The sequence below is a fragment of the Massilia eburnea genome (assembly GCF_009720745.1).
Lineage (GTDB): Bacteria > Pseudomonadota > Gammaproteobacteria > Burkholderiales > Burkholderiaceae_D > Rugamonas > Rugamonas eburnea.
Genome location: NZ_WNKX01000004.1, coordinates 107,584 through 132,453 on the forward strand (window position 1 = coordinate 107,584; position 24,870 = coordinate 132,453).

The 24,870-nt window shown below is 61.7% G+C and carries 23 protein-coding genes; 17 read left to right on the forward strand and 6 right to left on the reverse strand.

Going from position 1 to position 24,870, the window contains the following annotated elements:
* Positions 1 to 29: 29 nt before the first annotated feature.
* The 6 genes from GM658_RS06650 (at position 30) to GM658_RS06675 (ending at position 8,734) form a co-directional block, all read left to right on the forward strand.
* Positions 30 to 833, forward strand: a complete 804-nt coding sequence (locus GM658_RS06650) for a cytochrome C assembly family protein (RefSeq protein WP_155453236.1) — start codon at positions 30 to 32, stop codon at positions 831 to 833.
* Positions 830 to 1,078: a PP0621 family protein gene (locus tag GM658_RS06655; protein WP_155453237.1), complete on the forward strand. Its 249-nt coding sequence runs from the start codon at positions 830 to 832 to the stop codon at positions 1,076 to 1,078. The genes GM658_RS06650 and GM658_RS06655 overlap by 4 nt, the downstream gene beginning before the upstream one ends.
* A 12-nt stretch (positions 1,079 to 1,090) precedes the next feature.
* Entirely contained in the window at positions 1,091 to 2,740 is a 1,650-nt protein-coding gene (locus GM658_RS06660; RefSeq protein ID WP_170298706.1) for a sensor histidine kinase, read from the forward strand.
* Complete coding sequence (locus tag GM658_RS06665) at positions 2,737 to 4,215, forward strand: sigma-54-dependent transcriptional regulator (RefSeq protein ID WP_155453238.1); 1,479 nt, start codon at positions 2,737 to 2,739, stop codon at positions 4,213 to 4,215. Before GM658_RS06660 ends, GM658_RS06665 begins: the two co-directional genes overlap by 4 nt.
* A gap of 339 nt (positions 4,216 to 4,554) precedes the next feature.
* Complete coding sequence (locus GM658_RS06670; RefSeq protein ID WP_155453239.1) at positions 4,555 to 7,449, forward strand: ribonucleoside-diphosphate reductase subunit alpha; 2,895 nt, start codon at positions 4,555 to 4,557, stop codon at positions 7,447 to 7,449.
* Between the two features lie 175 nt (positions 7,450 to 7,624).
* A complete protein-coding gene (locus GM658_RS06675; RefSeq protein ID WP_155453240.1) occupies positions 7,625 to 8,734 on the forward strand; it encodes a ribonucleotide-diphosphate reductase subunit beta in 1,110 nt (369 codons plus the stop codon).
* 199 nt (positions 8,735 to 8,933) lie between these two features.
* Here the strand turns inward: GM658_RS06675 and GM658_RS06680 are convergent, their stop codons facing one another.
* Positions 8,934 to 9,347 carry a nuclear transport factor 2 family protein gene (locus tag GM658_RS06680; protein ID WP_170298707.1) on the reverse strand — a complete coding sequence of 138 codons (414 nt, stop codon included), beginning with the start codon at positions 9,345 to 9,347 and terminating at the stop codon, positions 8,934 to 8,936.
* Positions 9,348 to 9,491: 144 nt separating this feature from the next.
* On the opposite strand from GM658_RS06680, the gene GM658_RS06685 reads away from it, so the two are divergent.
* Positions 9,492 to 10,391, forward strand: coding sequence for a helix-turn-helix domain-containing protein (locus GM658_RS06685; protein ID WP_170298708.1), 900 nt, complete (start codon positions 9,492 to 9,494; stop codon positions 10,389 to 10,391).
* Here GM658_RS06685 and GM658_RS06690 read toward each other — a convergent pair.
* A complete protein-coding gene (locus GM658_RS06690) occupies positions 10,378 to 11,043 on the reverse strand; it encodes a flagellar brake protein (protein WP_229416791.1) in 666 nt (221 codons plus the stop codon). The genes GM658_RS06685 and GM658_RS06690 overlap by 14 nt on opposite strands.
* Before the next feature lie 245 nt (positions 11,044 to 11,288).
* Here GM658_RS06690 and GM658_RS06695 point away from each other — a divergent pair, with 245 nt between their 5' ends.
* Both GM658_RS06695 and GM658_RS06700 read left to right on the forward strand, forming a co-directional pair.
* Complete coding sequence (locus GM658_RS06695) at positions 11,289 to 11,942, forward strand: glutathione S-transferase family protein (protein ID WP_155453244.1); 654 nt, start codon at positions 11,289 to 11,291, stop codon at positions 11,940 to 11,942.
* A 538-nt stretch (positions 11,943 to 12,480) separates the two neighbouring features.
* Positions 12,481 to 13,446 (forward strand): hypothetical protein, encoded by a 966-nt coding sequence (locus tag GM658_RS06700; protein WP_155453245.1) that lies wholly within the window; start codon positions 12,481 to 12,483, stop codon positions 13,444 to 13,446.
* Here GM658_RS06700 and GM658_RS06705 read toward each other — a convergent pair whose 3' ends face one another.
* Positions 13,447 to 14,358 carry an AraC family transcriptional regulator gene (locus GM658_RS06705; protein WP_155453246.1) on the reverse strand — a complete coding sequence of 304 codons (912 nt, stop codon included), beginning with the start codon at positions 14,356 to 14,358 and terminating at the stop codon, positions 13,447 to 13,449.
* 95 nt (positions 14,359 to 14,453) lie between these two features.
* On the opposite strand from GM658_RS06705, the gene GM658_RS06710 reads away from it, so the two are divergent.
* From GM658_RS06710 to GM658_RS06720, 3 genes are read left to right on the forward strand one after another with little or no spacing between them, the layout of a single operon-like run.
* Positions 14,454 to 14,804 (forward strand): carboxymuconolactone decarboxylase family protein, encoded by a 351-nt coding sequence (locus GM658_RS06710; RefSeq protein WP_155453247.1) that lies wholly within the window; start codon positions 14,454 to 14,456, stop codon positions 14,802 to 14,804.
* Between the two features lie 41 nt (positions 14,805 to 14,845).
* The gene (locus tag GM658_RS06715) at positions 14,846 to 15,265 is read left to right on the forward strand and encodes a MarR family winged helix-turn-helix transcriptional regulator (RefSeq protein ID WP_155453248.1); all 420 of its coding nucleotides are present in this window, start codon (positions 14,846 to 14,848) and stop codon (positions 15,263 to 15,265) included.
* A complete protein-coding gene (locus tag GM658_RS06720; protein WP_155453249.1) occupies positions 15,262 to 17,004 on the forward strand; it encodes a chloride channel protein in 1,743 nt (580 codons plus the stop codon). The genes GM658_RS06715 and GM658_RS06720 overlap by 4 nt, the downstream gene beginning before the upstream one ends.
* Here the strand turns inward: GM658_RS06720 and GM658_RS06725 are convergent.
* Positions 17,001 to 17,729 carry a substrate-binding periplasmic protein gene (locus tag GM658_RS06725; RefSeq protein WP_155453250.1) on the reverse strand — a complete coding sequence of 243 codons (729 nt, stop codon included), beginning with the start codon at positions 17,727 to 17,729 and terminating at the stop codon, positions 17,001 to 17,003. The two genes, GM658_RS06720 and GM658_RS06725, sit on opposite strands and share 4 nt — an antisense overlap.
* Before the next feature lie 206 nt (positions 17,730 to 17,935).
* Between GM658_RS06725 and GM658_RS06730 the strand changes: the two genes are divergently transcribed.
* Complete coding sequence (locus tag GM658_RS06730; RefSeq protein WP_155453251.1) at positions 17,936 to 19,636, forward strand: methyl-accepting chemotaxis protein; 1,701 nt, start codon at positions 17,936 to 17,938, stop codon at positions 19,634 to 19,636.
* Between the two features lie 3 nt (positions 19,637 to 19,639).
* On the forward strand, positions 19,640 to 21,148 hold the full coding sequence (locus GM658_RS06735; RefSeq protein WP_155453252.1) for a chemotaxis protein CheW: 1,509 nt from the start codon (positions 19,640 to 19,642) through the stop codon (positions 21,146 to 21,148).
* A gap of 587 nt (positions 21,149 to 21,735) precedes the next feature.
* On the opposite strand, the gene GM658_RS29060 is transcribed toward GM658_RS06735, so the two are convergent.
* A complete protein-coding gene (locus GM658_RS29060; protein ID WP_211841824.1) occupies positions 21,736 to 22,623 on the reverse strand; it encodes a hypothetical protein in 888 nt (295 codons plus the stop codon).
* A gap of 109 nt (positions 22,624 to 22,732) precedes the next feature.
* On the opposite strand from GM658_RS29060, the gene GM658_RS29500 reads away from it, so the two are divergent.
* The 3 genes from GM658_RS29500 to GM658_RS06750 all read left to right on the forward strand — a co-directional run bounded on the left by GM658_RS29500 (position 22,733) and on the right by GM658_RS06750 (position 23,765).
* Positions 22,733 to 22,861, forward strand: a complete 129-nt coding sequence (locus GM658_RS29500; RefSeq protein WP_267874961.1) for a hypothetical protein — start codon at positions 22,733 to 22,735, stop codon at positions 22,859 to 22,861.
* 83 nt (positions 22,862 to 22,944) lie between these two features.
* Positions 22,945 to 23,472, forward strand: a complete 528-nt coding sequence (locus GM658_RS06745; RefSeq protein WP_443093809.1) for a YggT family protein — start codon at positions 22,945 to 22,947, stop codon at positions 23,470 to 23,472.
* The gene (locus tag GM658_RS06750; RefSeq protein WP_155453254.1) at positions 23,469 to 23,765 is read left to right on the forward strand and encodes a DUF167 domain-containing protein; all 297 of its coding nucleotides are present in this window, start codon (positions 23,469 to 23,471) and stop codon (positions 23,763 to 23,765) included. Before GM658_RS06745 ends, GM658_RS06750 begins: the two co-directional genes overlap by 4 nt.
* Before the next feature lie 160 nt (positions 23,766 to 23,925).
* Here GM658_RS06750 and GM658_RS06755 read toward each other — a convergent pair whose 3' ends face one another.
* Positions 23,926 to 24,870, reverse strand: a complete 945-nt coding sequence (locus GM658_RS06755) for a carbohydrate kinase family protein (RefSeq protein ID WP_155453255.1) — start codon at positions 24,868 to 24,870, stop codon at positions 23,926 to 23,928.

Genomic DNA, 24,870 nt, shown 5'->3' on the forward strand with positions numbered 1-24,870 from the left:
CCTTTTTTTCGAGGTGTTAAACTTACCCGATGCAAACTTACTTTCTGATCGCAGCAACGCTGCTTTACCTGGTCTGTGGTTTCCTCCCCTCGCGCAAGGCCGTGCCCATCGCCGCATTGACGGCGGGCGCCTGGCTGCTGCACGGGGCGGCGTTGTGGGCCGACGTGATGGTGCCCGGCTCGCTGCGCGTCGGTTTCGCCACCATGCTGTCGTCGGCGCTGTGGATTTCGGTCGGCGCCTATTGGCTGGAGAACCAGAATTACCCGCTGGACGGCCTGCGCCGCATCGTGATGCCGGTGGCCGCGCTGGCGGTGGCGCTGCAGGCGGGCTTCCCCGGTTCGGTGATTCCCGCCACCGGCCACTCCGCCATGCTGGGCTGGCACATCGCCATCGCCACGCTGGCCTACAGCACGCTGACCATCGCCGCCTTCCACGCCGTGCTGATGGCGCTGCAGGAGTCGCGCCTGCACACGCGCGACGACCGCCCCGGCTTTTTCGCCACCGCGCTGGACCAGCTGCCGGCGCTGCTGACCATGGAAAAACTGCTGTTCCGGATGATCGGCTTCGGCTTCGTGCTGCTTAGCCTGACCGTCCTGTCGGGCATCGTGTTTTCCGAAGAATTGTTTGGCCGGGCGCTGAAGTGGGACCACAAATCGGTCTTCACCCTGTTGTCCTGGGTGCTGTTCGCCGCGCTGCTGGCCGGGCGCCATTTCCGCGGCTGGCGCGGCAAGACTGCCCTCAGCTTCACGCTGGCGGGCTTTGCCACCCTGCTGCTGGCGTATGTCGGCAGCCGCTTTGTACTGCAAGTGGTTTTACATCGAGGTTTGGCATGACACGACTCCTGTTCTGGCTGGCGCTGGTGTTCCTGGTGATTGCCGCCGTCCGCAGCAAATTGCGCCAGATGAGCGGCCCGCGGCAAGACGATCAACAGCCGGCGCCGCGCCAGCAGCAACGCCCGGCCGAGCTGCCGACCGAGAAGATGCTGCAGTGCGCGCATTGCGGCGTGCATTTTCCCGCCTCGGAGAACGTGCCGGCCAACGGCCGCGACTACTGCTGCGCGGCGCACGCCCCGCATTAAGGCATTGCCAGCGTGTTCGCCCGCCTCCATTCCCTGTCGGCCGCTTCGCGCGATACCTTCTGGCGCTCGCTGAAGGCGCTGGGCGCGACGCGTATCGTGATCGCCCTGGTGCTGCTGCTGTACTTCGGCGCCGGACACCTGCGCCTGACGCAAGAGTTGACGGTGCAGGTCTGCCTGGCCTACCTGTTAACGGCGTTGGCCCTGCAGGCGCTGGCCAGCCGCTGGCGGCGCCAATTCATGCTGCAGCTGATGTCGCAGGTGGCTTGCGACCTGACCTGCATTTCGCTGCTCTACATCGTCGGCGGCGGCATGCGCTCCGGCCTGGCCATCCTCTACCTGTTCCCGCTGGCTGGCTGCGCCATCCTGGCGCCGCTGTTGCTGGCGCTGTTCAGCGCATCGCTGGCCACGCTGTTCATGCTGGGCTACACCATTTACGAAGCCATTTCGTCCGGCGATTCGCCGGTGATGCAGGCCGGTTTGTACGGCATCGCCTGGTTTGCCGTGGTGCTGGTGGTGAACCGCATGGCGGCGCGCCTGATCGGGCAGGAAGAACTGGCGGCGCAGCGCGGCATTGAAATCGGGGTGCAGCAGGCCGTCAACCGGCTGGTGATTGCCCACTCGGCCGACGGCATCCTGGTGGTGGGGGCGGATGGCGTCATCCACATGAGCAACCCGGCCGCGCAGCAAATGCTGGGCGGTACCGCGCTGGTGCTCAATGGCGCCGCGCTGCAGCCGCTGACGGCCGCCTACGAAAGCTGGCGTGCGGACCCGTCGCAGTCGAGCGCCTTCATCACGGTCAAGCCGTATGCCGATGCGGAGCAGGAAGAGGTGACGGCTGCCTGGAGCGCGCGGCGCGACGTGCCGCTGCACCTCAAGCTGCGCTTTGCCGCCGCCGAAACGGCCGGGCTGGACGTGGAGCGCAATGTGATCTTCCTGGAAGACGTGACCAGCATCGAGGAAAAGGCGCAGCAGCTGAAACTGGCCTCGATGGGGCGCCTGACAGCCAGCATTGCGCATGAAGTGCGCAATCCGCTGTCGGCCATCGGCCATGCCAACTCGCTGCTGGAGGAAGACTTGCAGGCGCCGGTGCACAAGCGGCTGTTGAAGATCATCGGCGACAACGTGGCGCGCGTGAACCGCATGGTGGAAGACATCCTGAAACTGTCGCGCAAGGCGCAGAGCCATCACGACCCGATGGAGCTGGAATCCTTCCTCAAGGAACTGAAGGCCGAATTCGACGAGACCCATCGCCTCGACAGCAAGATCCTGTGCCTGGGCGGCATGCGCGAAGTGACGGTGCGCTTCGACCCGCTGCACTTGCGCGAGGTGGTGCTGAACCTGTTGAACAACGCCGTGCGCTATGCCAGCGGCACCCCGGCCAGTATCCGCGTGTTCGTGGTGCACGGCGCCGGACGCCCGCTGGAGCTGCATGTGCAGGACGATGGTCCGGGCATTTCGCCGCAGGTGCGGGCGCACCTGTTTGAACCTTTTTACACCACTTCCAGCAAGGGTACCGGGCTGGGTTTGTACCTCGCACGCGAATTGTGTTTGAATAACGATGCCATGCTGGATTACGAACATCGCTTCGATGCCGGCCTGGATGAGGGCGGCGCACGCAAATCGAGTGGCCGCTTTGTTATTACTTTTGCGAGATTTGCATGACTTCTCCACGTGTGCTGGTCGTTGACGACGAAGCCGACCTGCGCGAACTGCTAGAGATCACCCTGTTGAAGATGGGGCTGGACGTGGACAGCACCGAAACCCTTCAGCATGCGCGCCAGCTGTTTGCGGAAAAAGATTACCAACTGGTGCTGACCGATATGCGCCTGCCGGACGGCCTTGGGCTGGAACTGGTGCGCGACGTGTCGGCCAGCGGCAAGAACATCCCGATCGCGGTGGTGACTGCCTTTGGCAGCGCCGAGAATGCCGTGGTGGCGCTGAAAGCCGGCGCCTTTGATTATGTGAGCAAGCCGGTGCAGCTGGACCAGCTGCGCGTGCTGGTGCAGTCGGCGTTGCGAGTGAGCGACAGCGCACCGGCCGCAGCGCCCGCGCGCGGCCAGCAGCCAAGCCGCCTGCGCGGCAATTCGGCGGCGATCCAGTCGCTGCGTGCCCAGATCGCGCGCCTGGCGCGTTCGATGGCGCCGATTGCCATCAACGGCGAATCGGGCAGCGGCAAGGAGCTGGCGGCGCGCGAAATCCATGCCCAGAGCTCGCGCGCGGACAAGCCCTTCATCGCCGTCAACTGCGGCGCCATTCCGGAAGCGCTGATGGAGGCCGAGTTCTTCGGCTACCGCAAGGGCGCCTTCACCGGCGCGGCCGACGAGCGCGACGGCTTCTTCCAGGCCGCCAATGGCGGCACCCTGATGCTGGACGAGGTGGCCGACCTGCCGCTGGCGATGCAGGTCAAGCTGCTGCGCGCGATCCAGGAGCGGCGCGTGCGCAAGATCGGCGCCACGGCGGAAGAACCGGTGGACGTGCGCATCATCAGCGCCACCCACAAGAACCTGGAAAAGCTGGTCGAGGCCGGCCAGTTCCGGCAAGACTTGTTCTACCGCCTGAACGTGATCGAACTGCGCCTGGCGCCGCTGCGCGAGCGGCTGGACGACCTGGAGGAGCTGACCGACGCCATCCTGGCGCGGCTGGGCAGCTTCGAGCACAAGGCAGTGCTGGGGCCGGGCGTGCTGGATGTGCTGAAGTCTTACCCCTTCCCGGGCAATGTGCGGGAACTGGAAAATATCCTGGAACGGGCGCTGGCGTTTTCCAACGATGGCGTGATTTCGGCCGAAGACCTGGCGCTGAAGGGCGGCGCCATGCCGGTCCCGGCGCCGGCCGCCGCACCGGGCTTTCCGCCGGTCCAGGCAGCGCCTGTCGCGCCGGAGGTCCAGGCGGTTGAACCGGCGCCGGTGGCGAGCGCCGAAGCTGCAGAGCCGGAAGCGCCGGCCATGCCGCCTTTGCCCGTGCTGGATATCCTGCCGAGCAACCTGCCGGCTTACCTGGAAGCGGTGGAGCGCGAGATCATCACGCGCGCGCTGGGGCAAACCAATTACAACCGCACCCAGGCGGCGCAACTGCTGGGCATCAGCTTCCGCCAGCTGCGCTACCAGATGCAGAAGCTGAACATCCAGGACCCCGCCTGAGCGCGCGCGGGCGGCGGCGCAGCCGCCGCCCGATTGGTCTATAATCCCGGTCCGCCACGAAAAACCCCCTGCGTTGCTGTAGCGTTTTTGCCAATGCACAATCTCCTGCTGCGCCGCAACATTGCTTAATAAATCAGCAAAGAAAAAGCAGTGTTAGTGCTCGCTCACCGCCGATCGCCCGCAGTGATTGGAGAATGCAAAAGTCAATAAGAAATCGTGGTCAAAACGAAAAAATTTCACCTTGTATGATCCGGAAGCGGTCACTACAATTAGTGGACGGAATTCGATGGTCAACTAGATATAGTGGTCATAAACCAATACTGAATACGCGGAGCATAAATGCAATCTACTCAAGACATTTCCACCACTCAGGCGCCTCAAGTGCCTGTTTCCGCTGGCGAAACCGCTGGCGGCGTCGCTGTTTCCGCTAGCCAACTGGCCGATTACCGCATCATCCGCCGCAACGGCGCCGTGGTCGCTTTCGAGCCATCCAAGATCGCCGTGGCAATGACCAAGGCCTTCCTGGCGGTGAACGGCGGCCAGGGTGCGGCTTCCGCCCGCATCCGCGAACTGGTGGAAGAACTGACCAAGAAAGTCGTGGCCGCCCTGATGCGCCACCAGCCAACCGGCGGCACCTTCCATATCGAAGACGTGCAAGACCAGGTTGAACTGGCCCTGATGCGCTCGGGCGAACACGATGTGGCGCGTTCCTATGTTCTGTACCGCGCCAAGCACATGGAAGAACGCCGCCTGAAGAAGGAAGCTGCCGGCGCCACCGCCACCGCGGAGCCACAGATCAACGTCACCGAGAACGGCGTCTCCCGCCCGCTGGTGATGCAGGAAGTGCGCGACCTGATCGGCGCCGCCTGCAAGGGCCTGGAAAAGCACGTCGATGCCGACGCCATCCTGGCCGAAACCGTGAAGAACCTGTACGACGGCGTGCCGGTCGAGGAACTGCACAAGTCCGCCATCCTGGCTGCCCGCGCGCTGATGGAAAAGGATCCTGCGTATTCCCAGGTAACCGCCCGCATCCTGCTGCACACCATCCGTAAGGAAGTGTTCGGCAAGGAAGTGCCGCAAGCCGGCGCCGCTGCCGCCTACATCGAGTACTTCCCACAGTACATCGCCAAGGGTATCGCCGCTGAACTGCTGAATGAAGAACTGGGCAAGTTCGACCTGGCCAAGCTGGCCAAGGCCCTGGTGGCCGACCGCGACCTGCAGTTCGGCTACATCGGCCTGCAAACCCTGTACGACCGCTACTTCCTGCACGTGCGCGATGTGCGCATCGAAATGCCGCAGGCCTTCTACATGCGCGTCGCCATGGGCCTGGCCCTGAACGAAAGTAACCGCGAAGCGCGCGCCATCGAGTTCTACAACCTGCTGTCGACCTTCGACTTCATGTCGTCGACCCCGACCCTGTTCAACTCCGGCACCCAGCGTTCGCAGCTGTCCTCCTGCTACCTGACCACCGTGTCCGACGACCTGGAAGGCATCTACGACGCCATCAAGGAAAACGCACTGCTGGCCAAGTTCGCCGGCGGCCTGGGCAACGACTGGACCCCGGTGCGTGCACTGGGCGCCCACATCAAGGGCACCAACGGCAAGTCGCAAGGCGTGGTGCCGTTCCTGAAAGTGGTGAACGACACCGCCGTGGCGGTGAACCAGGGCGGCAAGCGCAAGGGCGCGGTCTGCGCCTACCTGGAAACCTGGCACATGGACATCGAGGAATTCCTCGACCTGCGCAAGAACACCGGCGACGATCGCCGCCGCACCCACGACATGAACACCGCCAACTGGATTCCAGACCTGTTCATGAAGCGCGTGATGGAAAAAGGCCATTGGACCCTGTTCTCGCCATCGGACGTGCCTGACCTGCACGACAAGTTCGGCAAGGAATTCGAAGAAGCCTACCTGGGCTACGAAGCCAAGGCCGCTTCCGGCGAACTGCGCCTGTTCAAGAAGATCGAAGCGCTGGACCTGTGGCGCAAGATGCTGTCGATGCTGTTCGAAACCGGCCACCCATGGATCACCTTCAAGGATCCTTGCAACATCCGTTCGCCGCAGCAGCACGTGGGCGTGGTGCACTCGTCGAACCTGTGCACCGAGATCACCCTGAACACCAACGAAAGCGAAATCGCCGTCTGCAACCTGGGCTCCGTGAACATGCCGGCCCATATGAAGGAAGGCAAGATCGACCACGTCAAGCTGCAGAAGACCATCCGCACCGCGATGCGCATGCTGGACAACGTGATCGACATCAACTACTACGCTGTCGACAAGGCCCGCAACGCCAATATGCGCCACCGTCCGGTCGGCCTGGGCGTGATGGGCTTCCAGGACTGCCTGCACATGATGCGTGTGCCTTACGCTTCGATGGAAGCGGTGAACTTCGCCGATACCTCGATGGAAGCGGTGTGCTACTACGCTTACCTGGCTTCGACCGAGCTGGCGGAAGAGCGCGGCCGTTACGAGTCGTACGAAGGTTCCCTGTGGTCGCGTGGCATCCTGCCGCAAGACTCCGTGCGCCTGCTGGCGGAACAGCGCGGCGGCTACCTGGAGCAGGACCTGTCGTCGTCGATGGACTGGACCCCGGTGCGTGAGCGCATCGCCAAGTTCGGCATGCGCAACTCGAACTGCGTGGCGATCGCTCCGACCGCAACAATTTCGAACATCATCGGCGTGTCGGCTTGCATCGAACCGACCTTCCAGAACCTGTACGTGAAGTCCAACCTGTCCGGCGAATTCACCGAGATCAACGCCTACCTGGTGCGCGACCTGAAGGCACGCGACCTGTGGGACGAAGTGATGATCGCCGACCTGAAGTACTTCGACGGCTCGCTGAGCAAGATCGACCGCGCACCGCAAGACCTGCGCGACATCTACGCCACCGCCTTCGAAGTGTCGCCAACCTGGCTGGTGGAAGCTGCATCGCGCCGCCAGAAGTGGATCGACCAGGCGCAGTCGCTGAACATTTACATGGCGGGTGCTTCCGGTAAGAAACTGGACGAGACCTACAAGCTGGCATGGCTGCGTGGCCTGAAGACCACCTACTACCTGCGCACCATCGCTGCCTCGCACATGGAGAAATCCACCACCCGTACCGGCGCGCTGAATGCGGTGTCGTCCAGCGTACCGGATGCGCCGGCGGCGGTGACTGCTGAGGTGACCGAAGGCGCGGCATGCTACCTGCGTCCTGGTGACCCAGGTTTCGAGGAATGCGAAGCCTGCCAGTAATACAATATATATAGTTAAACCCGGTAAGGCGGGGTCAGACCCAAGGGTCTGACCCCATCTGTGCAAGATCTGCGGCTGGAACAGCACCGCTGACCGGCGAGCAGACAGGGTCTGACCCTTGGGTCAGAGCCAGGTCTACCGGGGTTAAAAGAGTCAATCTAAGAGGAAAAAACAAATGCTATCCTGGGACGATGAAGCCGCGGCAGCACCGCGCGCCAACCCTGCAATGATGGGCGCTACCGCCGAAGCGAGCGCCGAACAAGTCGCGCTGCGCGTCAACGCCGACGACAAGCGCGTCATCAACGGCCAGACCGACGTCAACCAGCTGGTGCCATTCAAATACAAATGGGCCTGGGACAAATACCTGGCCGGCTGCGCCAACCACTGGATGCCGCAGGAAGTGAACATGCAGCGCGACATCGAGCTGTGGAAGAACCCGAACGGCCTGTCCGAAGACGAGCGCCGCCTGGTCAAGCGCAACCTGGGCTTCTTCGTCACCGCCGACTCCCTGGCGGCCAACAACATCGTGCTCGGCACCTACCGCCACATCACCGCTCCAGAGTGCCGCCAGTACCTGCTGCGCCAGGCGTTTGAAGAGGCGATCCACACCCACGCCTACCAATATATCGTCGAGTCCCTGGGCCTGGACGAGCAGGAAATCTTCAACGCCTACAACGAAGTGGCGTCGATCCGCGACAAGGACCAGTTCCTGATCCCGTTCATCAACGTGCTGACCAACCCATCGTTCAAGACCGGCACCCTGGAGACCGACCAGCAGCTGCTGAAGTCCCTGATCGTGTTCGCCTGCCTGATGGAAGGCCTGTTCTTCTACGTCGGCTTCACCCAGATCCTGGCGCTGGGCCGCCAGAACAAGATGATGGGCGCCGCCGAGCAGTACCAGTACATCCTGCGTGACGAATCGATGCACTGCAACTTCGGTATCGACCTGATCAACACCATCAAGCTGGAAAACCCGCAACTGTGGACCCCGGCCTTCAAGGAAGAGATCAAGGGCCTGTTCCTGCAGGCCGTGGAGCTGGAATACCGCTACGCCGAAGACACCATGCCCCGCGGCGTGCTGGGCCTGAACGCAGCCATGTTCAAAGGCTACCTGCGCTTCATCGCCAACCGCCGTGCGACCCAGATCGGCCTGGAGACCCTGTTCGACCAGGACGAGAATCCATTCCCATGGATGTCGGAAATGATCGACCTGAAGAAGGAACGCAACTTCTTCGAAACTCGCGTGACCGAGTACCAGACCGGCGGCGCGCTGAGCTGGGATTAATTTCCCGCGCTCTCATGAAAGCCCGGCACTGCCGGGCTTTTTTTTGTCGAAGTGCAGGGGCTTCGTCCGTCGTGTCTTTACAAACACGAGGAGACGATGATGACACTCACCATCTTGCTGTTATGCGCGCGCCAGACGATGGCTTGGGGCTGGATTGTGTTATGCGTCATCGTCGCGAGCCGTGGTACACGTGCCGCTTTCACTCGGCCAGACGCTCGGGGATTGGCTTCAGCCGGTAAACCTCGTGGAAGAACAAGTCTGCCCTGTGCTGGTCCGAGCAGAAGTTCGTTACCTCCTGGATTTTTCCTTGGGCGAAGCGGAACACAAGGCACCAGGTCAGATCGAGGCCGCTGCCGAAGCTGCTCCACCCGCGATGATGGTCGATCACGTAGTCTGCGTGCTCAGCAATTGCAAAGGGCTGGGCCTGGAATCCGGCTTTGCCCAGCTGCCCGAAGAACGCCAGTACTTCCTTGATGCCATGTTTCTCTCCGGCTAGCGGATGATGGCCCGGGATGCGCCAGACCACGTCTTCAGCCAGCACGTCGCTGACGGCTGCAACGTTATTGTTGGCATAGGCTTCGAATAATGCAGCGATCTTGGGCAGGTTGGACACTGGAATCTCCTCATCGGTCAAGTGGTTGTAGTGTGAGCGCCAGTGTAGAAACCTGAGGGCGAGTCTGCTGTTCCGATCTTGCGGAAGCTGTCGCGGAATTGCGGCGGCATGGTAAATTGCTCATTTCTTCATGCGCTTAAACCCATGGCCTCCGCTTCCAACCCGGCCGCAGCCGAGGAACTGTCACGTATCCTGAATACGGCGCCGCCGCTTGATCCGCAGGCATATCGCGGTGACGTGCGGCTGACGACCCGTTTCAGCCATGGGGCGGTGTGCGGCCAGGTGCTGCCGATGAATGAGCACGTCGTCATGACCTATTACGGCGCCAGCCAGCTTTACACCTGGCGTGACGGCCGGCGCCATTCGAATGGGGTCAAGCGGCCCGGCATGTTGACTCTCATACCGCGGGGCCACGAAGCGCACTGGGAGGTGGCAGGTAATGTGGAGGTATCACACGTTTACCTGTCCGACGCCCAGTTGCAGTCTTGTGCCGCGACCCTGGGCAGCGATTTGCCGGACCTGCAATTCGAGGACCGGATTTCGTTTGACGATCCTGTGGCGTCGCGCCTGATACAGGTATTGGCGCAGGAGGCCGAAAACCCTCTCGAGCACAGCCGGCTGTTCGCGGATCAGGCCATTGAACTGCTGTGCTTGCATCTTGTGCGGTCCCATGTTGCCGCTGGCATGCGGGCGGTGCGCGACATGCTGCCGGGCTTGCAGCCGTGGCAGCTCAGGCGGCTGCGCGACTACGTGCATGAGCGCCTCGATCAGGACCTCCAGTTGGATGAGTTGGCGGCCGTAGTCGGCCTGAGCCGGTTTCATTTTTGCGTGGCGTTCAAGCGCGCCGCAGGGCAGTCGCCTTATGCATGGATTGTCCACTTGCGGATGGAGAAAGCGCGCGAACTCCTGGCTGTTAGACGCTTGTCGATCTGCCAGGTTGCACTTGAAGTCGGGTACCAAACGCCGTCGGCATTCGCGTCGGCGTTCCGTAGGACGCAAGGTATGACGCCATCGGCATTCCGAGCCGTCGTCAGGCCCGCTTGACCTGGTCCACCACGTTCTTGAGTTTGCTTTCTTCCTCTGGCGCAAGCGTGAGGAACCTGCAGCCGATATGGAGCTGTTCGCCCAGGAGGAAGGAACGGAAGGCGCGCGTGACGCGGATCTCCATTTCCGCGACGATGATGGTTTCCGATCCCATGTCGAGTACCACATCGCGCAGTTTGCGGCCCCTGAGCAAGCCTTTTGCTTCGAGCTTGGTGCAGCGCAGGCCTAGCCCTCCGAGCGAGAAATCGTAGACCGCGATCTCATAAGAAGTTGTGCCGTTCAGCTCGAACGAGGCGAGGAAATTGGCGCCGACCGGCGTTTCCAGGCGCTCGAAGGCGCGCCGGTTCATGACGGTGCAGGTTTCCGGGAATGTCATCGGAATATGCTGCGACTTGCCAGGCACCGTTGGCCATTCCTGTGCGGAGAGGCGGAACTGCATTTTTGCATTGCCCAACACGGTGACAAAAGTGAGCTTGCCGGGTTGCAGGATTGCCCCGTCGTTCAACTCCATGACGAAATGCGGCAATTCGGGATCTACCGACAGAATGCGGGCAAGGACCGGCTCCCTGCTACCGGCGGCGTAGATTGAAATGGCATCGCCGTTCGCGGCCAGCAGCGTCAGTGCGTCGCCGATCTCGTCTTCACTGCTCATGTCATATGAATTGGTCGAAGACGGGAAGGGGGCAATTGCATCCTGTGGCCGGGGCGGGCCTTTACGGATCGGTATTGCTTTGGCTTCGGTGAGCAGCATGTCGTCTCAATGGATGTAATTTTTGACACAGTTTGTGTCTCTTTATAAACTCATCATAGGTCGCTATTTGCTCAAAAGCAACCTATGTTTTTGTCGATCTGGCGCTGGTTCGTTCGTCGTGACAGTACAAACAACTGGAGATTCCGATGACTATCACCATTACCGCATTTGAACGCTCGCCCGATGGCGGCATGGGGCTGGCGCGCGATACGCGCGTTCGCTGGGCGCTGGAGGAGGTGGGGCAGCCGTATGAGGTGCGGCCGGTTTCATTCACGGCGATGAAGGCGCCTGCGCATCTGGCGCTGCATCCCTTTGGCCAGATCCCAACTTATGAAGATGGCGACCTTGTTCTGTTTGAGTCGGGAGCGATCATTTTCCATATCGCTTCCCAGTTTGCGGGTTTGCTGCCGACGGATGCCAACGCCCGGGCGCGGGCGATTACGTGGATGTTTGCTGCGCTGAATACGGTGGAGCCGCCCATCCTGGAAATCGCCATCGCGAAGTTCCAGGAGGGGGATAAGCCTTGGAGCAAAGAGCGTATGCCGCTGATTGCGGAGCGCGTCCGCAACCGCCTGGCGCAGCTTTCCGCGCGCCTGGGTGATGACGATTGGCTGGACGGTGAGTTCAGCGCAGGCGACCTGATGATGGTGTCGGTGCTGCTGCGGTCGCGGCCTTCTGGCATCCTGAATGACTTTCCTCGCCTTGCCGCCTATGTGGCGCGCGGAGAAGCGCGGCCTGCGTACCAGCGGGCCTTCGCCGCCCAATTGGCGTTCAATACCGCCCCACCATTGGCAAATTAACTCAGGTGAGAGCTAGGCAGGATGCAGGGTTTCCCCCATTTCAATTTTAGACTGCCTTAGACACAGTTCACTAAAGCGCTCTCTGCACTTGTCGGCAAGCACCCAGAATTCGTCGCCAGGAAACCGCAGCCAGACGAAGCGCCATGCGTTGCGGCCCGGTGCCCGCGATAACTGGTGCGCAGACTTGTTCCGTCTGGCAGGAATACATTCTTCCATTGAAATCCTCGCATTGGCTGGCCATTCTTGCGCACGGAGAGCCGCTCCATTTCCACTGCCAGCCAACGTTTTTTAGATTCCCTACCCGAGTAAATAGATCGGTCTAGACTTTGGCGGCCAGTTTTTAGGTCGATATAGACTACCTGGCCCTGATTTCAGACCTGTTTAGACCGATTTCGGGCGAATTTGACCTGTTTAGACCTGAGCGGAATTTTAGGACCCACTACAGAGTGCCTCCCACGCACGGTTGAAAACACATTTTCTTGATCTTTGTATAATTGCGCTTCTAATAATATTTCCGCAATTCAACTATCAAGAAGCAATGGAAGACGTTACGACAACTGGCCAAGCGAAACCCTCCAGGAAATGGGTGCGCATCGCGATTTATATCTTTGCCGCAGTGGGGCTGCTGTTTTCGGCGCTGATCGCTGTGATGGCTTTCCGCCACCAGCCGGAATCACCCCATACGATTGATGCGAATGATGCGATTTCGGAGCTCATGACGCGCAACTATGGCAAGTATTCGGAATCGCAGCGCGGCTGGCTCTACGTCGACGAGGAGAACCATGCGACTTACCTCGTGACGGTCATCCAGCAGAAGAAGGTCGACGGCAAGGAGGGGGATGAGCTCTATCTCGTTGCCAGCGGGCGGACTATTGAGAGCCGGGATGGGCAGGATTCGTTCTATGGCGTATTCCAGCTGCGTTACAGCGGCGGCCAACTGTATGAGTACAGCGACGTGCGGCGTTCAAGCGGTACGGATCCGGTGACGCCGGAGCGTGTGCACTTCGAGGCGTTGAGCGGCGATGTCTGGGGCTGGGTGGTGAAGGTCTCGGATAATGCAACTGGCGACGGTGAAGAGAGCATCAACACACGCAACGTGGTGCTGGCTCCGCACAACGAGCAGATTGCGGTATTGGGCGAGTTTAATGCTGCATTCCAGGTCCTCGGGGCGGGCGGCTGTGAAGAGACTGAGCATCGCTACGCCGAGTGGAAGCAGGCAATGAACGACAAGAAGAGCCTCAAGAAAGAGGAAGGCACTGCGGGAGAAGCGACTGCCGAAGTGGAAGACGATGGCGAAGATTTCGAGCCGCCGCGCTGCACCAGGCTGCAATGGACGTATCGTACCGACCCAGTTGCCGATGCGACCTTTACGCCGCTGTACATCACGCGCAAGCCGGGTATGCAGGAAGGCGTGCAGCGCGAAGCGAAGACCTGGAAGGTGATGTTCGATCCCAAGAGCTACACCTATCTGCTGCCCGACGAGTTGAAGAACCAGGGCATGTGATCATGCGTGGCGCCGCCGATACTGGCCTGGCAATTCGCCCATCTGCAGTTTGAACGCTTTGCCGAAGGCGGCTTCCGACTGGTAGCCGACTTCGAAGCAAATATCTCCCACCTTGCGGCGCGTGGTGCGCAGCAGTTCACAAGCGACGGCCATCCTTACGCGCGTGAGGAAATCGAAGACCGTCATTCCAGACGCCTGCTGGAAGCGCCGCGCGTAGCTGGCACGTGACATGGCCGCCAGCTTGCCGAGTGCTTCGATGGTCCAGGGCTGGCCAGGCGCATCCAGCACGGCTTTGGCCGAGGCGCCAAGCCGTGCGTCCGCCATGACGGCAAGAATGCTGGCGTCGCGGTCCGGACGCTCGTTATAGCGCCGCAATGCCAGCACGAGCAGGGTATGGCTGAGCGCCGTGACGATGGCGAGTGCTCCTGGAGACGCTGCGGATGCTTCCTGGCGCATCAGCGCAACCACGGCCTGCAGCGACTCCGGCGCTTCCTCGTCCGTCAAGGAAACATGCAGGCGGTCGGGCAAGGTCTTGAACAGCAATTCGCCGGCCTCGCTGGCATGCGTGAAATGGCCGCACAACAAATCCGAGCCTACCTTTCCTTTGCCTGCGCGGCGCAAGGGCAGCATGCCGTCGTAGCGCATCCGCATGGCGCCATCTTCCCCTTGTGTATCGTAGTCGCGGATGACGTGGGCGCCGCCGCGGGGAAACAGGATGAAATCGCCGGCGCGCGCGGTCAACACGCCTTTGTCGGTCGCGATCCGGCAACTGCCTGCCAGGATGAGATGGAAGGGCACGGTGCCGGGCGGCGCCGGCTCGTGGGGAATTTCAAAGCTCCCCGAGAGCTGGCAGCGCAAATCCAGCCCGGCTTGCGGGCGCGTCATTTGAATCATCCGCGTTAAGGCGTCCATGATACGAATCCGCTAAATGATGGGACTGATTCGACATTATAGTCTCAATGATCGGCGCATACTTCTTCCATACCCACTGTTCAAAGGAGAACATCATGCTGGACTGGAATACTTACCGCACCGAGCTTTTGGGCCGCATCGGCGATATCGCCAAACTGTCACCCGATACGGTTCGCGGTTATCAGGCGCTGTCTGGAGCTGCGCGGAAAAACGGGCGTCTTGACGCCAAGACCGTGGAACTCATTTCGCTGGCGGTGGCGGTCACGATGCGTTGCGACGGCTGTATTACAGTGCATGCAGATGCAGCCTTGAAGCAAGGCGCGACGCGCGAGGAGATTGCCGATGCGCTGGGTGTCGCCGTGGCCATGAACGCGGGCGCTGCGCTGGTATATTCGGCGCGTGCGATCGACGCTGTGGCGGCGTTGGAGACAAGCGCGGGCGCTTAATGGTATGATGGACGGCTGATACATCATGTTGTGATATAAAAATGCCGTCTTCACCCGATTCTTTGGGCAAGGCCGACTTCATGGCCTTGTCCGAATTCCGCTATCAAATGCGGCGCTTCGAGCGCTTTTCCGAAAATGCAGCGCATGCCGAAGGCATCACGCCGCTGCAGTACTTGCTGCTTTTGCATATCAAAGGCTACCCGGGCCGCGATTGGGCGACTGTGGGCGAACTGGCCGAGCGGCTGCAGGCGCAGCAGCATGGCGTGGTAGCGCTCCTGAGCCGCTGCGAGGCGGCCGGGCTGGTGCAGCGCCGCCCCAATGCACTGGACCGGCGCAAGGTCGAAGTCCATCTGCTGCCTGCCGGCGAAGAGGTGCTGCTGCGCCTGGCCGCCATCCACCGCGCCGAACTGCAATCGCTGCACGGTGTCTTCACTGTTCCCAACCTGCCTCACAAACCATGAAACCTTATGACCCGCGCCGCGATTTCAGCGGCGACGCGCGCCTGTTGCCGATTGGCGCCATGGCCGCTTTTATCGGCGCCCTGAGCACGGGGACCGCCTGGCTGCTGCTGAAGGCGATTTCGCTGTTTACCAACTTGTTCTTCTTTCAAAGCCTGTCCACGGCGCCGCAGTCGCCGGCAGTGCATGCGCTGGGCGCCTGGGTGATCGCAGTGCCGGTCATCGGTGCGCTGATGATCGGCTTGATCGCGCGCTTTGGTTCGGAGCAGATCCGTGGCCACGGCATTCCGGAAGCAATCGAAGCCATCCTGTTCAAGCGCAGCGCCATGTCGCCCAAGGTGGCGGTGCTCAAGCCGCTGGCCTCGGCAATTGCCATTGGCAGCGGCGGCCCGTTTGGCGCGGAAGGCCCGATCATCATGACGGGCGGCGCGGTGGGGTCGCTGTTCGCACAGCATTTCCATCTGAGCGATGCCGAGCGCAAGACCTTGCTGGTGGCGGGCGCGGTGGCGGGCATGACGGCGGTATTCGGCACGCCTATCGCGGCGGTGCTGCTGGCGGTGGAACTGCTGCTGTTCGAACTGCGTCCGCGCAGCCTGCTGCCGGTGGCGATCGCTTGCGCGGTGGCAGGCTTCCTGCGGCCGCTGCTGATGGAGGCGGGGCCGCTGTTCCCGCAACAGAGCCCGGTGCTGCCGCCGGTGGCCTTGCTGTCCTGCGCCCTGGCCGGCGTGTTGTGCGGCGTCATGGCCTGGTTGCTGTCGACTGCCCTGTACCGGGTGGAAGACGGCTTCCATCAGCTGCCGATCCATTGGATGTGGTGGCCGGCGCTGGGCGCCCTGGCCATCGGCGTGGGCGGTTATTTCCAGCCGCGCGCGCTGGGCGTCGGGTATGACGTCATCGGCGACCTGCTGCAAAACCACCTGGCTGCCAGTGTGGTGGCCACCCTGCTGGTGGCGAAAGCCGTCATGTGGCTGATCGCGCTGGGCTCGGGCACCTCGGGCGGGGTACTGGCGCCCTTGCTGATGCTGGGCGCCGGCCTGGGTACGGTGCTGGGGCCGTACCTGCCGGGCGGCACGCCGCAGGTCTGGCCGCTGGTATTCATGGCGGCGACACTTGGCGGCATGATGCGCGCACCGATCATGGCGACCGTGTTCGCTTATGAGCTGACGCATGATGCGAATGCGCTATTGCCGGTGCTGGCGGCCTCGGTGGTGTCGTACGGCTTTACCGTGATCACCATGCACCGTTCGATCCTGACCGAGAAGATCGCCCGCCGCGGCCACCATATTTACCGTGAATACGGCATCGATCCCCTGGAGCGGCATAGTGTGGAGGAAGTGATGACCGCTACGCCGGTGTCTATCGACGCCGATGCGCGGGTGGACGACGTGCTGGCATCGCACTTTGGAGCAGGGCAGCGCCACCGCGCCTTCCCCGTGACCAAGGGCGGCGCGGTGCTCGGCATGCTGGACCGGGCGGCGCTGGAACAGGCGGGCGATGCGGTCCATGTGCGCGAGCTGTATGGAGTGAACGCGCCCATCGTGGCGCTGCGCGGCGAGACTTGCCGCACGGTGGCGATCCGGCTGGCGGTGCATGGCCTGGAACGGCTGCCGGTGGTGGCCGACGCCGAGAGCCGCCAGCTGGTGGGCATCATCAGCCGCAGCGACATGATCAAATCGTCGCTGGCGCTGGAAAACGAAGAGCACCGGCGGCACCGCTTCCGCCGTTTTACGCTGAACCCTTAACGCGGGCGCCAGTTGGCGTACTTGCGGTCGATTGCGGCCGAGGTACCGTCTTTTACGATGTCGGCCATCGCTGCCGACATCGCCGCAATCGTGGCGTCAGGCACCGCCTTGTTGCAGGCCAGGTAAGCGCGCGAGGAGTGGAAGGTGAGCAGGGGCACGATCTTGCCCGCCAGGCCCTCCTGCTCCAGCAGGCCGTTGGCCAGCTGGTGGCTGGTCACCCACAAATCGATGCGGCCGCCCATCAGCTTGCGCGGGTTGGAAAAATTATCCGGCGCGGCATCCACCTTGAAACCCCGGTCCAGCAGGTACTGCACGCGCACATCGCCGCTGTAGCCGCCGATGCGCAGCTTCTTGGCGTCGTCCAGGGCGGTCAGCTGGAAGGGCGCATTGGCCAGGCCGTACAGGGTCCAGTCGAACTCGCGCAAGGGGCCGACCCACTTGAACAGCGCTTCGCGCTCGGGCGTGCGTGAAGTGGAAAACACGCAGGCATCGGGCATGCGCAATGCCAGTTCGTAGGCGCGCTTCCAGGCCGTGATCTCCATGGTGTAACTGACGCCGGCGCGCGCCATGATCTCCTTCACCTTATCGGTCGAGATGCCGGTGATGCGCTCGCCGTCGCGCATGATGTCGGGCGGCGTGTTCTCGGTGTACAGATGCAGGCTTCCCGCCTGCGCCGCCAGCGGGAGCGCAAGGATCGAAACAGCGAGGAGCAGCTTGGGAGTCATAGTCCGGTCATCATCTGCGTCTTGCCGCGTGAAGTCAATCTAACTAAACAGCCAATGTTCCGTTGTGGGCCGACAACGAAGGAAGGTCGATTGTTTAACTGCTTAAAGCGCACGAGGGGGAGGGTGACAAAGCGAGAGAATCCTGAGGAGGCGGCTGCCTATACTGGAGATTCCATATGGCAACAACCCTACAGGAGTCCAAACAAATGAACAGCCCAGTCATCCAGGAAAGCCAGCTGCAAGAAATCGAACTGCAGGCAATTAACGCCGCACTCAATCGCGTCCAGGCCGTGATCGAATTCCAGCTGGATGGCACCATTCTGCACGCGAACGAAAACTTCCTGAGCGCGGTGGGCTATACGCTGGACGAAGTGCAGGGGCGTCACCATTCCATGTTCTGCGACAGCGCCTTTGCCGGCAGCGAAGTCTATAAACAATTCTGGGAGCGCCTGCGCGGCGGCCATTATGAACATGGCGAGTACAAACGCGTCGGCAAAGGGGGCCGCGAGATCTGGATCAACGCTTCCTACAACCCCGTGTTCGACGCCGACGGCAAACCTTATAAAGTGATCAAGTTCGCCACCGACATCACCGCCACCAAGTTGCGCAACGCGGAGTACGAGGGCAAGGTCAGTGCGATGGACAAGGCGCAGGCCGTGATCGAGTTCGACATGAGTGGCCATGTACTGACCGCCAACAGCAACTTTCTCGATGCGATGGGGTACTCGCTGGAGGACATCAAGGGCGAACACCACCGCATGTTCTGCGAAACGGATTACGCCGCCAGCGTCGACTACAAGCGCTTCTGGCAAAAGCTGAACCGGGGCGAGTACGACAGCGGCCGTTACAAGCGCGTCGGCAACGGCGGCAAGACGATCTGGATCCAGGCGACTTACAACCCGATCCTCGACATGAACGGCACGCCTTTTAAAATCGTCAAGTTCGCCAGCGACATCACCGAGCAGGTGATGATGGAGCAGGGCATCAAGGACAAGGCAGCCAGCGACGCGATCAAAATCGAGCGCCTGCTCGACGCGGTGGCGCGCGCGGCCAAGGGCGACCTGACGGCCGAGGTGCCGATGGGCGGCGAGGAGGCGCTCGACCAGTTGGGCGCCGGGATCGGCAAGATGATGGGCGATTTGCGCGGCGTGATCGGCCAGGTGGTGATGTCGGCCACCGCTTTTGCCGACGATGCAGAGGAAATTGCCAACCGGGCCGGCGTGGTGGCTGGCGGTTCGCAGGAACTGGGCGCCACGGTGGAGGAAATGAATGCCACTGTCGATGGGCTGACCCGCTCCATCGACGCCATCGCCACCAGCACCGGCCATGCCAACGACCTGGCCAGATCGACCCAGGACGAAGCCGAGGCGGGCGCCAAGGCGGTGGCGCGCTCGATCGAGGCCATGGACCTGATCAACCGCTCCTCGGAGGATATCGGCGAGATCGTCAAGGTGATCAGCGATATTGCCAACCAGACCAATATGCTGGCCTTCAATGCCGCCATCGAGGCGGCGCGCGCGGGCGAACATGGCCTGGGCTTCTCGGTGGTGGCGGACGAGGTGCGCAAGCTGGCCGAGCGCTCCTCGCAGGCGACCAAGGAGATCTCCAAGCTGATCAGCGAGTCGGTAAAGCGGGTCAACACGGGCACGGCCATCTCGCACCAGGCCAGCGAAGCCTTCGACCGCATCGTCAAGGGCGTGGGCAAGACCAGCGAGGCCATTGCCGAGATTTCACACGAGGCCAAGGAGCAGCTGCTGTCGGCGCGCGAGGTGAGCGTGGCCATCAACCACATCGCCGAAGCGGCCGAGCAGTCGGCCGGCAGCTGCGACAGCATCGCCTCGTCCACCGCCAGCCTGAATGCGCGCGCCGGGGAGTTGAACAAGCTGGTCGCCGGTTTCGTGGTGTAAGCCATGGAGGCCTTACGTGTGGTGCCGGCGCCGCCAGCGGCGAGCGGCGGGGCGGCGGTGGAGCTGTTCGGCTCCTTCATGCTGGGCGCCAGCGAGTTTGCGCTGCCCGCCCTGTGCATCCGGGAGGTGGTCAACTTCCCCGAGCGCATGAGCAGCGTGCCGCTCGCCCCCTCTTATCTGGCAGGCATGTTCACGCTGCGCGGCAGCGTGATCCCGGTGGTGAACCTGGGCCGCCTGTTCGATCCGGCGGCGGAAGCGGCGAAGCCAAGCGACAAGATCGCCATCATCGATTACCAGGAAGTGCAGGTCGGTTTGCTGGTGCATGCGACCGGCGAGATCCTGCGCGTGCGGCCCGAGCAACGCAGCCGGTTGCGTTATGCGGAGGGTTCGACACAAGGGGTAGTAGCCGGCACCATCTTGTTGGAGGAGGGCAGGCGCCTGGTCCAGGTGCTCGACATCGAGCGCCTGGTGCGCATCGAGAACGTGCCGCAGGTGCAATCGATGCGGGCGACGGGGGCGGAAACGCGGCGCCAGCTGCGTGTGGTCGGCGAGCGCCGCCACGCGATCAGCTTCCGCGCCGCCGGCGCCCGCTTCGCGATCGAAATGAAGGCGATCCAGGAAATCGTGCGTGTGCCTGACCTGGCCGAGTCGGTGCTGGCCAGTCCCCTGTGCCTGGGGCGCATGCACTTCCGCGGGCTGCAGGTGCCGGTGGTGGACTTCGCCGCGCTGGCCGGCGGGCAGCGGGCGCCGGAAGATGCCGAGCAGCGCGTCCTGGTGGCCCATATCGGCGAGGCGACGGTCGGCTTCCTGGTCGACGCGGTGGAAAGCATCCTGCATTTCACCAGCGATGAAGTACTGCCCATCCCTCTGCTGAGCAAGGAGCGCAGCGGCATGTTCGCCGGCTGCGTGGCACGCGGCGGCGAGCAGGATGTGATCCTGCTGGACCACGCCGCCATTTTCTCGCGCAGCGAGATCGGCGAGATGGACCTGGGCCACCGCCAGCTCTACCCGGCACAGGGCGCGCAGGGGGACGCCGCGGCGCGCCAGCGCGCCGGACGCAAGGTCTACCTGAGCTTCCGGGTCGGCGAGCTGTTCGCATTGGAGCTGAAGCAGGTGCGCGAGATCATCGACCACGCCGGCGACATCAGCCATCCGCCCGGCATGCCGGACTACCTGTGCGGGGTGCTCAACCTGCGCCAACAGCTCATCAGCCTGGTCGACCTGCGCCGCCTGTACGGGATGGCGGCAGCTGGCGAGGGCGCCGGCAAGGTGCTGGTGATCGAGCGTGACGAGGGACGCTATGGCCTGGTGGTCGATGCTGTGGCCGACATCGTCACCATCGACGACGGCAAGCGCTTCGCTACTCCTTCGTTGATGAAGAAGGAAGAAGCACAGGGTCTGTCGGCCGAATCGAACGAGGTGCTGGAGATGCCGCAAAGCGATGGAAGCACGCACAGCACCTGCCTGCTCGATCTCGAACGTGTGATGAAGCGAATTTTGCATGTCGCGTAATCGCGACGAAAAAAAAATTTCAAACGCCGTCATCAAGCGCCCCGGTCTCGCGTTGAAACGCAGGCCGGGGCGCTTCGTTTTTTATAAAGCCTTTACCTAAAGGCGTTATGCGAAGGTGTTCGATCAGGTGGCGAGCGCGCGAGGTCGGCGAAGGCGTCGCGCAGCGCGTCTCAATGTGCGCTAACGCGCTGATCGACACAAAAAAAGAAGAAGAAAATCATTCGTGCTAGTTGCGCATCAACAAGCTTTCGTGTACTTTGCGAACTTGAAATCGCGTGAATATGCAAGCACTGTTTTTTCGAGTGTGTTGTTACCGCAAAAATCGAAAAATAATGGGAACCAAAAACGCATAAGTATGCTTAAAGACCACACGACGACAGCGAAGCCGCTCTCCTGATCTCTCGATCAGGCCGGGCGGTTTTTTATTTGAACGCTGGTCGTTACACGTGGCCCGACGAGGGGTCGAGGAGCTGAATGCACGCCCCACCCGCGCAATCGTCGCGACAAAGAATTTGAGTCCTGCGCTGCCCAGCACCGGCGCAGGAATCGATGGCTGAAGCGCTGCACTTGTGAGGAGGTGCAGCAGTTCAGCTGGGTGCCGAATTCATTAGCGCAAACCGCAATCCTGTTTGTGCCGATGAATAATTCGCCTGGTCCAGCGCAGGGCCGGACGGGTTTAAATCTTGTGCGTGAATTTTTCCCATCCCAGATGAAGGAGAACTAAAAATGGCAACCGCCGCTAAGAAGAAACCAGCAGCCGCTAAAGCAGCTGCCCCAGCAAAGAAAGCTGCCGCCAAGCCGGCCGCTAAAGCCGCAGCTAAGCCAGCTGCTAAACCAGCTGCCAAGAAAGCCGCTGCCAAGCCAGCCGCTAAACCAGCAGCCAAGAAAGCCGCCGCTAAGCCAGCTGCAAAACCAGCAGCTAAGAAAGCAGCAGCTAAGCCAGTAGCGAAGAAAGCCGCTGCTAAGCCAGCAGCAAAACCAGCAGCGAAGAAAGCAGCAGCCAAGCCAGCAGCGAAGAAGACCGTCGCCAAGGCAGCAGCCAAGCCAGCAGCTAAAAAAGCAGCCGCTAAACCAGCAGCTAAAAAAGCCGTCGCTAAAAAAGCAGCAGCTAAGCCAGTAGCCAAGAAAGCAGCAGCCAAGCCGGCAGCCAAGAAAGCTGCAGCTAAACCAGCAGCGAAAAAGACCGTAGCTAAAGCCGCTGCCAAGCCAGCCGCCAAGAAAGCTGCTGCCAAGAAGCCAGCCGCCAAGAAAGCCGCTGCCAAGCCAGCTGCCAAGAAAGCTGCTGCTAAACCAGCTGCCAAGAAAGCTGCTCCTAAAGCTGCTGCCAAGCCAGCCGCAAAAAAGCCAGCCGCTAAGAAAGCCGCTGCCAAGCCAGCTGCTAAAAAAGCCGCTCCTAAAGCCGCCGCAAAACCAGCTGCCAAGCCTGCAGCTAAAAAGGCCGCCCCAAAAAAAGCCTCGGCTAAGCCAGCAGCCAAGCCAGCTGTTGCGCCAGTAGCCGTAGCACCGGCTGCAGCTCCGGCTGCTAAACCAGCTGCCCCTAAGAAGGCCGCTCCGAAGAAACCAGCTGCTCCTAAGAAGGAAGCTGTGAAGCCAGCCGCCGCACCAGCACCTGCTGCTGCAGCCGCTCCAGCTCCAGCCGCCGCTCCGGCAGCTAAAACCGTGATCGCCCCGGCAGCCGCCTGGCCGTTCCCGACCAGCACCCGTCCTTCCTAAGCCGTTAAACGCTTAGTGCCGGATGGCGAAAACACCGCTGTGTGAGACAATCGCACAGCGGTTTTTTTATTTGGAGTGAACTCGTGTTTAGTATTCTTAAGCTGATCGTCGATGTGGTCGCCGGCCTGCTCGGTGGCGTGCTGTTGCTGCGATTCTGGATGCAGGCTATCCGCGTCCGACCGCCTTCGTCGGTGGCACAGTTTACTTTTCAATTATCGGACTGGCTGGTGCGGCCCTTGCGCCGCATCGTCCCCGGCATGGGGGGCTATGACTGGGCCAGCCTGATAGGCGCTTTCCTGATGGTGATCCTGGCGACTTCGGTGCTGTTCCTGATAGGGGCGACGCCGGAGCTGGTGCTGCTGGCGGCCTTGCACCGCTTCCTGGAGTGGATCCTGTTCGGCTTCATGGCGCTGTTGATCATCGAGGCGGTGTTCAGCTGGGTTAATCCGCATGCGCCGCTGGCGCCATTCGTGCGTGCGCTGAATGAGCCGCTGCTTAATCCGATCCGCAAGGTGGTGCCGCTGGTGGGCAACCTGGATTTGTCGCTGCTGGTGGCGCTGATCCTGCTGCAGATCTGCCAGATCCTGCTTGGCATGCTGTTCGGCGGATGAGCCGATCGTGGTGCTCCGCGCTGCCGGGCGGCGGCGTGCGGGTGGCGGTGCAGATTCAGCCTAATGCGAAGAAGACCGAGGTGGTCGGGGTGCTGGATGATGCGCTGAAGATCAAGCTGGCGGCCCAGCCTATCGAGGGGAAGGCGAATGAGGCGCTGGTGAAATGGCTGGCGTCTTCGCTTGGCGTTTCACGCAGTTCCGTGACGTTGACGCATGGGCAGACCAATAAGAAGAAGTTGCTGGAGGTGGCGGGGGTGACGCTGGAGGATGTTGTTCGGCTTTTAACCCGGTAAACCTGGGTACGACCCAAGGGTCGGACCCTGTCTGTTCGCCGGCCGCGGGTTTCGGTTGTGCGATGTTGATCTTCGCAGAATGGCAAAGGCTTTCACCCCAATCCTCGGCCGCAATACCGTTGAGGGTCTGACCCTTGGGTCAGACCCTGGTTTACCGGGCTTAGAAGCGGTAGCCGAAAGCGGCTTCAAACTTGTCCGCGATTTCGGCCGGGGTGAACACGTGATTCTGTGCACCCTTGGTCACAATCTTGATCGCGCCCAGGAGGCTGGCCAGGCGCCCGGTCGATTCCCAACCCAGGTCGTTGACCAGGCCAAACAGCAGGCCAGCGCGGTAAGCATCGCCGCAGCCGGTCGGGTCCAGGTCCATCGACGCATCCACCACCACGGCTGGAATATCAATCCGCTTGCCGCCGGTATAAATCTCCGAACCCTTCTCGCCGCGCGTCACGATCAGCGCTTCCAGCTTCGAAGCGATATCGGGAATCGTCAGGCCGGTACGCGACATCAGCAATTCGATCTCATAGTCATTGCAGGTCACATAAGCCGCTTTTTCGATGAAGCCGATCAGTTGCTCAGGCGTGAACATCGGCATCTGCTGGCCCGGGTCGAAGATGAACGGAATGCCCAGGCGCGCCAGGTCTTCCGCGTGCTTCAACATGCCCAGGTGGCCGTCCGGCGAGATGATCGCGATGCGGGCGGCGCCGGCTTTTTCGATCGGGTTCTCATGCGCGAAGGACATGGCGCCAGGATGGAAGGCGTTGATCTGGTTGTGGTCCGCGTCGGCGGTGACGAAGCACTGCGCGTTGTAGGCATCCTTCTTGATCAGGATATTGTCGGTCGACAGGCCGAGTTTCTGGAAGCGCTCCAGGTACGCTGCGCAGTCCTGGCCCAGCACGCCCACGATGCGCGGATCGCCGCCCAGCATCTTCAGCGAGTAGGCGATATTGCCGGAGCAGCCGCCAAACTCGGTGCGCATGGTCGGCACCAGGAAGGACACGTTGACCTTGTGCAGCTGGTCGGCCAGCAGCGTGTCGCCAAAGCGGCCTTCGTATTGCATGATGATGTCGATGGCCAGCGAGCCACAGACAAGCGCGGTTTTGTTCAT